Annotated in this window: 6 protein-coding genes; 1 reads left to right on the forward strand and 5 read right to left on the reverse strand. The window is 66.9% G+C overall.

Annotation, left to right across the window (positions count from 1 at the left end):
- Nucleotides 1-17: 17 nt before the first annotated feature.
- The 5 genes from AC1D1A_RS07195 to AC1D1A_RS07215 form a co-directional block, all read right to left on the reverse strand.
- Nucleotides 18-839 (reverse strand): HAD-IIA family hydrolase, encoded by an 822-nt coding sequence (locus AC1D1A_RS07195; protein ID WP_476870275.1) that lies wholly within the window; start codon nt 837-839, stop codon nt 18-20.
- A gap of 226 nt (nt 840-1,065) precedes the next feature.
- Nucleotides 1,066-2,475 carry an ethanolamine permease gene (gene eat, locus AC1D1A_RS07200; protein WP_028278167.1) on the reverse strand — a complete coding sequence of 470 codons (1,410 nt, stop codon included), beginning with the start codon at nt 2,473-2,475 and terminating at the stop codon, nt 1,066-1,068.
- Nucleotides 2,476-2,776: 301 nt separating this feature from the next.
- Entirely contained in the window at nt 2,777-4,528 is a 1,752-nt protein-coding gene (locus AC1D1A_RS07205) for a glycerol-3-phosphate dehydrogenase/oxidase (RefSeq protein WP_476947412.1), read from the reverse strand.
- Nucleotides 4,529-4,659: 131 nt separating this feature from the next.
- Nucleotides 4,660-6,030, reverse strand: a complete 1,371-nt coding sequence (locus AC1D1A_RS07210) for an iron-containing alcohol dehydrogenase (protein WP_476947413.1) — start codon at nt 6,028-6,030, stop codon at nt 4,660-4,662.
- Complete coding sequence (locus tag AC1D1A_RS07215) at nt 6,014-7,516, reverse strand: xylulokinase (RefSeq protein WP_476947414.1); 1,503 nt, start codon at nt 7,514-7,516, stop codon at nt 6,014-6,016. Before AC1D1A_RS07215 ends, AC1D1A_RS07210 begins: the two co-directional genes overlap by 17 nt.
- 331 nt (nt 7,517-7,847) lie before the next feature.
- Here AC1D1A_RS07215 and AC1D1A_RS07220 point away from each other — a divergent pair.
- A partial coding sequence (locus tag AC1D1A_RS07220; protein WP_476947415.1) for a hypothetical protein occupies nt 7,848-8,495 on the forward strand: 648 nt, incomplete at its 3' end.

Genomic DNA, 8,495 nt, shown 5'->3' on the forward strand with positions numbered 1-8,495 from the left:
GGTGGTGCGTGTGTGGGTCAGGCGGGGAGGAGTCCGCGGACGTCGTCCAGGACGTGGGTCGGCAGGATGCCGGAGGCGGCGAGGTGGTCATCGGTGGTCGCTCCGGACATCACCAGGGCCGAGGCCATGCCGGCATTCAGGCCCATGGCGACGTCGGTCAGGAGCCGGTCCCCGACCATCACGGCCTCGTGGGCCGGGACGCCGAGGCGGTGCAGGAAGGCGTTGGCCATATGGACGCTGGGTTTGCCGACGATCGCTTCGGCGCGTCCGCCGGTGCAGGCCTCGATGGCCGCAAGCATCGCGGCGCAGTCGGGCAGGCCGCCGTCGGGGGTGGGGCAGTACGGGTCGGGATTGGTGGCCACGATCACGGCGCCGGCGTTCACGGCCTGGTAGGCGCGGGTGAGTTTGTCGTAGTCGAAGGTCCGGTCGAAGGAGACCACCACGACGTCGGTCTGGGCCGGGTCATCGGTCAGGGTGAACCCGGCGCCGCGCAGCGATTCGATCAGGACCGGTTCGCCCACGGCCAGGACACGGGCCCCGGGATGGCGGCCGGCGAGGTACAGGGTGAGCGCGTCGAGCGCGGAGATTACGTCCTGGGCCTGGGCCGGGATGCCGAGCCGGGTCAGCTTCGCGGCGTAGGCCTCGGCGGTCTCGAGCGGCTTGTTGGTCACGAAGACCACCCGGGCCCCGGAGTTGCGCAGCGCCGCCACGACGGTGTCCGCGCCCTCGATCAGGTCATCGCCCAGATACAGCGTGCCGTCCAGGTCGAAGGCGTAGCCCCGGTAGAGCGGGGCCGCTTCGCGGCGGCCGGCTTCTTTGGCCAGTAGTTCAACGGGCATCATTGCCCTCCTTTCGGCCCCTTGCGGGGCACAATACAAGTCTAACGTTAGACGTCTAACGACTCAAGTCGATGATGGAATCTCTGGAAGAAAGTTTCGCGGTGTGGTGCCGGTGGTGCTGGTGCCGGGCGGGGGCTGCCGGGTCGCGGCGCCCCCGCCGGGCGGTCGGCCAGATCAGCCTGCCGGGCTGGCCGGGCTGTCGGGCTCTTTGGTGGGGCTGGGTTGGTCAGGCGTCTGCGGTGAGGGCCTGGTCGGTGAGGGCGAGTTCTTCTTCGGCGGTGTAGTTGCCGACGCGCTTGCGGCCGACGGCGAAGTAGTAGGCCATGAACAGGGCCACCATGATCACGGCGATGACGAACGCGAGGGGGAAGCTGACCAGGGCTGCGGGGATCAGGATCCCGGCCAGGATCAGGGCGATCCACATCGTGACGCGTCCACCGCGTGCCTTGTAGGGGCGGTGCAGGTCGGGGCGCTTCTTCCGCAGCACCAGGGCTGCGGCCATCATCAGCATGTAGGACACGGCCGCGACGAGCACGGAGAGAGTGACCAGGACCGGGATGGCGTCCGGGAGGATGGTGGCGCCCAGGATGACGAAGACGAAGCCGATGACGCCGGGCACGATCAGCGAGCCGACCGGGGCGTGATGCTTGTTGAGCTTGGACAGTGATGCCGGCAGGTAGCCTGCACGGGACAGGGCGAAGGTCTGGCGTGAGTAGGCGATCACGATCGCGTGGAACGAGGCGACCAGGGCGGCGAGGCTGAAGATCGCGATCACCGGGACGATCCAGGTCTGGGATCCCACGACGTTGGACAGGGCCACGGTCAGCGGGGCCGCTGCGCCGGGGAAGTCGGACCCGCCGACGCCGGCGGCGACGGTGAGGGTGCCGAGGCCGATCACGGCGAGGGTGATGAAGGCCATGATCAGGGCCTTGGGGATGTCCTTGGCCGGGTTCTTGGTCTCTTCGGCAGCCATGGGGAGGCTTTCGATGGCGAAGAAGAACCATGCGGCGAGCGGCAGGGTGGCCCAGAGGCCGCCGATGCCGTTGGGCAGGATGGCTCCGCCCGAGTAGGCGTTCAGGTTATCCAGTGACATCTTCGGCGCACCGATCACCATGAAGACAATGAGGCCGACGACCGCGACGGCGGTGAACACGAATTCGATCTTCATCGAGTTGCCGGCGCCCAGGAGATGGACCACGGTCGAGCCGATGTAGAGGACTGCGGCGCTGACCAGGACCGGCACGTCGGGGAAGAGGACCTGCACGTAGGCGCCGACGGTCAGCGCCACCGCGACCGGGGCAAACACGAATTCCAGAAGGACGCTGACTCCGGCGAGGTAGCCCCAGACCCGGCCCAGTGCTGTGCGGACGTAGGCGTAGGCTCCACCGGCGTGGGGTACTGCTGCGGACAGTTCGCCGATCACGGTTGAGAGGCCGGCGTAGAGCAGGCCCATGATCGCGATTGCGATCAGGTAACCCCAGTAGCCGGTCAGGCCCAGGCCCGCGTTCCAGCCGTAGTAATCACCGGAGATCACGGCGCCGACGCCGATGCCCCAGAGCAGGACGGGCCCTGCAACCTTGTGAAGATTCTTCTTCTTGTGCTCCGCCTGCACTGGCGAAATTGTGGCTTGTGACACTGACCTGCTCCTTTGCGGGTTGTATCCATCATCGGCGCCACGGGAGGTGGGCCGTCTGATGTTTGACGAGGAAGCCGCGGGATTGCTCCGGTGGCTGGGTGCCGGGCTGAAATCAGCGCTCCGGGACCGGGTGTTTCGAAGGGGTGTTACGAACGGCCGCCGCGGGGGCGGCGGGCCTGGCTTTTCTCTGGCGTCATCGGCAGGGAAAGTGTCCGGAAGGGGCTTTCGCGACCTTGTTCATCAAGCATACCAAGTCGTTAGACGTCTGACAAGAGAAGGTTTTTGTTGTTTTCCGGGACGGTTAAGCGTGCAGGCCGGCCGCCGCGCGGGCGGCAGGAACTGCCCTTTTCATGACAGCATCGGCAGAGGCGTCATCGGGTACGGAGATCGCTTCCCGCTGGAGGCGAACGAATTCCTGATAGCGCTCCAGTTCGTCGTCGACGTCTTGCGCAGTCCAGTCCAGGGCCGGGGCCACGGCCCTGGCAACCTCGGATGCGGCTTCTTCGCCGAAATCCTTGGATTCAATGGAAATACGCAGGCGGCGCTCAAGGACGTCCTCCAAATGCAGGGCCCCTTCGTGCGTCACTGCGTACAGCGCTTCAGCCAGAAGGGCGCCGCCGCCGCCGCAGATCTCCAGCCCGAGCACCCTGTTCTCGGCCACAGGCTTCAAGACTTCAGTGGCCATGTTTCCGTATCGACCGACCAGGCGTGCTGCGTGGCTGGACGGCAGTCCGAGGGTTTCGAGCATGTAGGCGCAGACGCTTTCAATCTCGGCGGCAACGAAGTTTTCGCCACCGAGGAGGGGCAGGTCCAGTGTTTGCGAGGGGCGGGCAGTGCTTCGCCCCTGTGTCGCGGCGTCCACAGCGTCCTTTGCCATGACCCTGTAGGTGGTGAGTTTGCCGCCGGCGATCACCGCGATGCCCTCGTGGGGCACGTCAACGACGTGTTCCCTGCTCAGCTGCGCGGTCGAGCCTGCCTTGCCTTTCACGAGCGGGCGGAGTCCGGCGTAGACACCGAGGATATCCTCGTGGACGATCGGGACCTCGAGCACCTTGTTGACGTGATCGAGCAGGTACTGGACGTCCGCGGAGGTGGCGGAGGGATTCGTTTTTCCCAGGTCCCATGGCGTGTCGGTGGTGCCGATGATCCAGTAGTTGCCCCAGGGGATGACGAAAAGGACACTTGCCCCTGCCCGCAGGATCAATCCCATGGTGGACGGGAAGCGATCACGGTCAACGAGGATATGAACCCCCTTGGACATGGTGACTTCGACTGCCGAGTCGACGCCGATCATGGTTTGCGATTCTGCGGTCCACACACCCGTTGCGTTGATGATGGAGCGGGCCCGCACCTCGAACCGCTCACCCGTCTCTTCATCCGAGACGAGTACTGTGTGGTCCGCGCTGCCGGTGCCGGGCATGATCTCCACTGCGCCGGCGCGATTCATCGCATGGACGCCCCGCGACACCGCAGTGCGCACGATCGTTGCGACCAGCCTGGCGTCATCGACCTGGGCATCAAAGTAGCTGATGCCCCCACGGCATGCAGCGCGGTTCAGGCCGGGCAGTTCAGCCCTGACGCGCTTGCGGCTGAGGTGGCGGTGCAGGCCGACGCCCGGGTGGCGGCCGCCGGCATAGCTGAACAGGTCATACAGGGCCATCCCGGCCCCCACATAAAACCGCTCGGCCAGCGGCGCGGTGACGGGGTAGAGGAACGAGACAGGCCTGACGAGGTGGGGTGCGATTGTGCGCAGGAGAAGGCCGCGCTCCACAAGAGCCTCCTTGACCAGCTTGAAGTTGAGCTGCTCAAGGTAGCGGATTCCGCCGTGCACCAACTTGGAAGACCGGCTGGAGGTGCCGCTGGCCCAGTCGCTCTTCTCGATAATGCCGACCGTAAGTCCCCGCGATGCCGCATCGAGGGCAGCGCCGGCGCCGACAACGCCGCCGCCAATAACAAGCACGTCGAGTACTTGTGACTTCATCGCAGCGCGGGCTGATTCGCGTTGCGCAGTGTTGAGTCGCCCGGTTCCGGCGGAAGTGGCGGTCTTGCTCATTGTGGCCTCCATGGGTCTGCCTGCCTTTCGTGGCCAGGCTTCATCAGCGTGGGATGTCATTAGACGTCTGACGAATAAAAGTGGGTATTGTTGGTTCGGGAATTGGCTTCGCTTGCGGTGGGGGCCGGCGTTTACAGTCCGGCGCCGATCCGTTCTGCCTCGGCGAGGGCAGCCAGGACGTCGGTCTTGGTCCAGGCTCCGGTGAGGTAGGCGAGATCGGCGATGTTGAAGCGGTTGCGCATGAGGTGGCAGTTCGTGAGCGCCCAGATGACGTCGTCTTCCTTGCTGGGGTTTTCCAGTTCGGAGAAACGGGTCGGCGCGCCGGCGGCGCGGAGTGCCGCGACGATGGCTTCCGGTTCGCCCAGCAGGCCCGAGAGCACCTCGGCGTGGGCCGGCCAGGCTGCGGCGGCGTCGCGGATTTTGGCCCCGGCATCGACAGCGCGGAGGTGTTCGAGTTTCTTGGAGTAGTCGGACCAGCACTCGTTGCTCGTGGAGCCGGCCTCGTCCATCCAGTCGAAGGCCTCCCGGACGGTGCGTTCGGCGTCGTCCGGCTCGGGGAGCCGGAGGGCGCCGAGGCTTCCGGTGCGGAGCTTCTCGTTCATGTTCCGCCAGAGGATCGCGACGATGATGGTCGCGACGCCCACCTGGGCGCCGTGGTGGGCGGTGTCTGTGCAGCGGGCCGTGCTGGCCATGTCCAGGAGGTGGCTGATGACATGTTCCATGCCGGAGGACGGCGAGGTTTGTCCCGCGACGCCCATTGAAATGCCCGACAGGGTCACGAACTTGGCCAGCGTCGACAAGGACTCCGGGTCAGAGGTCCCCACGCCGGGGGCAAGGCCCAGGAGTTCGGCGCCGTGGCGGCGGGTCATGGTCGCGGCCTCGGCGGAGTAGCCGCGGTCCATCTCGACGAGGGAGGACAGGTACCAGTCCGCGGGGGCGGTGAACATCGAGATCATGTCGCCGAGTCCGGAGCGGTTCAGCAGTGCCGGCGCCCCTTCCAGGACGTTGCTGTCGACCACCAGTGCGTTGGGCCAGCCGGAGTGGGCGGTGCGCTTGACGCCGTTGATCAGCAGCACGGACTGGTCATCGGCGAAGCCGTTGACGGAGGCGGCGCTTTGCACGACGACGTGCGGCCGGGTCCCGGCGGCGACCTTGCCGATGTCGCACAGGGTGCCGGAGCCGATGGTGACGATGACGTCCGCGCCGGCACAGCCGGCGGTCGCAGCGCTCACGGTGGTTTCGTCGGCGTGGACGTGGCCCGGGAGGGCCACGGTGGTGACCGTGCCCAGGGTTTCCAGGAGGGCCGTGATGGCGGGCTTGAGGTGGGTACCCGAGCCGGTGGTGTAGACGTCCTCGTCTGTGAGGACGGCGATGCTGTTATGGGCCGGGAGGGCGGCGACGATGTCGTGGACGGAGTCCAGCACGTCGGCGCCGATGACGACCTGGTCGAGGCCGACCAGGGGGTGGGAGAGGTAGCGGTCGAGGTCAGACGAGAGCGTCATGGCGTGATTCTTTCTGCGGGATGGATTCGACGGCGTCGAAGAGGGAGCGGTAGTCCTGGTAGGCCATTTCAAGGGCCTCGGCATGGGCAGGGTCGGGGTCGATGCTGACCGGGTCGAGTTCGACCACGGCGTCGACGGCGGATTCGAGGCTGGCGAAGGTGCCGGCGGCGACGGCGGCGAGCAGGGCCCCGCCGGTGGCGCTGGTCTCCTCGGTGAGCACCTTCTGGATCGGGGTATTGCAGAGCGTGGCCTTCGCCGAGAGCCACAGCGCGGAGCGGGCCCCGCCGCCGACGACCCGGACCGACTGGGCCAGGCCCATCGCGTCGATCCGGTCGTAGATGTCGCGGAACGCGAAGCAGTTCGCCTCGATGATCGCCCGGGCCATGTCGGTGGAGTCGTGGTTCATCGACAGCCCGGCGAACGTCCCGCGCAGGGAGTCGTTCCACCGGGGCGCCATGGAGCCGGTCAGTGCCGGGATGAAGCGGACCCCGCGGGCGCCGGGCTCTGAGCGGGCGGCGCGGTCGAAGAACTCCTGCTGGCTGACGCCGAGGACGTTCTGGGCAAACCACAGCGTGTTGCCGCCCGAGACAAACCCGGGGTTCTCGATCAGGTAGGTGCCGTCCACGGCGTGCGCGTGGGTCTCGACGAGTTTGGTCTCGTCGAACACCGGGAAGGCGCTGGAGACCCCGACCGGTTCGGCCGTGCCGAGGATATCGACGACCACCCCGGGCCGGACTCCGCCGGCGCCCAGGCATGCGGCGTGGTCGTCGCCGGTGCTGACCACGACGGCGCAGCCCGTGGTCAGCCCCAGCGCCGCAGCCGCCTCCGCGGTCAGGGTCCCGGCGACGTCGGTGGCGCGGCCGATCTCCGGGAGCTTGGCCCGGTCCAGCCCGGCGGCGTCGATGAGTTCATCGCTCCAGTCCCGGGCCACCACGTCATAGAGCAGCGAGGAGGAGGAATTCGCGTGGTCCTGGATTGAACGGCCGGTCATCCACGCGACGGCGTAGCCCCCGACCGAGGGCAGCGACGCGGCCCTCCAGTACACCTCGGGCTCGTTGTCGGCCAGCCACATGAGCTTTGGTCCGGTGTGGCTGGCGTCCAGGTTCAGCCCCGTCCGGGCGAACAGCCGGTCCGGATCGATTGCGTTCCCGAGCCGGGCAACCTGCTCGGTAGCGCGCCGGTCCAGCCAGATAATGGCCGGCCGCAGCGGACGCATGTCGGCGTCCACCGGCACGACGCCGTCCACCTGGCTCGAGAGCCCGATATGCGTCACCTCGGCCGGCTTTACACCGGTCCGGGCCAGCACGGCACGGACGCTGGAGGCAATCCCGTGCCGGTAGTGCGCCGGATCCTGCTCTGCCCAGCCGCTGTGCGGGTGCGCCATCGCATACCCGCTGCTTGCGGTCGCGACGATCACGCCCTCCGGCGACATCAGCACCGCCTTCGCGCTCTGCGAGCCAAGATCACAGCCAATTACATATCCCAATGAAATACTCCTTTGTATCCCAGCGGCCTTCCCCCGAAGCCATCACCATCTGCGTAAGTCGTCAGACGTCTAATAACTAGATTACGGGTGCGGCTCCCGGCCGTCAACCCCTTCCCGCGGCCGACAGGTCCTGGGTGAACCTTGACCGCGCGCGCAGGTGTGGTAGTTTCGCGAGAAGTATCCGAGGTCTGCTGTCCCGGGGCCATGTTTTGGGGGAATCATGGCTACTTTGAGTGCGCAATTTCGGCGGCGGACCGCTTGTCTGGCTGCCGCGTTGGGTGTCTTGCTTGCAGCATCAGCGGTGGCCGCGCCAGCGGCGAAGGCAAACGACGTGCTGACGTCCCCTGTCGCGGTGGCCGAGACGTACGCGAAGCCGACCGTGCCGGGTGCTTTGGTCCCGGTCACGCCCTTCCGGGCACTGGACACGCGGACTTCTGCTGCAGTGCGCCCGGACGGGAGCGTGTCCTTCCAGGCCGGCGGGGCCCACGGGATTCCGGCGAAGGTTTCCGCCGTGACCTTCAACCTCACCGTCACCGAGCCACGGTTGATCGGGTTTATCACCGCCTACGCCTCCGGGACACAGCGGCCCGGTTCGTCCAACGTGAACTTCCTCGCCGGCCAGACAGTCGCGAACTCCGTCACCGTACCCGTCGGCGCCGACGGCAAGGTCACCTTGTTCAACCGCTCCTACGGCACCACCCATCTCATTGCCGACGTCTCCGGCTACTACCTGCCCGGGGTCCCGGACGTGCCGGGTGCTTTGGTCCCGGTCACGCCCTTCCGGGCACTGGACACGCGGACTTCTGCTGCAGTGCGCCCGGACGGGAGCGTGTCCTTCCAGGCCGGCGGGGCCCACGGGATTCCGGCGAAGGTTTCCGCCGTGACCTTCAACCTCACCGTCACCGAGCCACGGTTGATCGGGTTTATCACCGCCTACGCCTCCGGGACACAGCGGCCCGGTTCGTCCAACGTGAACTTC

It is taken from the genome of Arthrobacter sp. P1_B9 (genome assembly GCF_056406495.1).

What these genes read in the sequence shown, in the direction of transcription:
- AC1D1A_RS07195 (WP_476870275.1), bottom strand. Translation starts at nt 839, where the DNA reads ATGCCCGTTGAACTACTGGCCAAAGAAGCCGGCCGCCGCGAAGCGGCC.
- AC1D1A_RS07205 (WP_476947412.1), bottom strand. Translation starts at nt 4,528, where the DNA reads ATGAGCAAGACCGCCACTTCCGCCGGAACCGGGCGACTCAACACTGCG.
- AC1D1A_RS07210 (WP_476947413.1), bottom strand. Translation starts at nt 6,030, where the DNA reads ATGACGCTCTCGTCTGACCTCGACCGCTACCTCTCCCACCCCCTGGTC.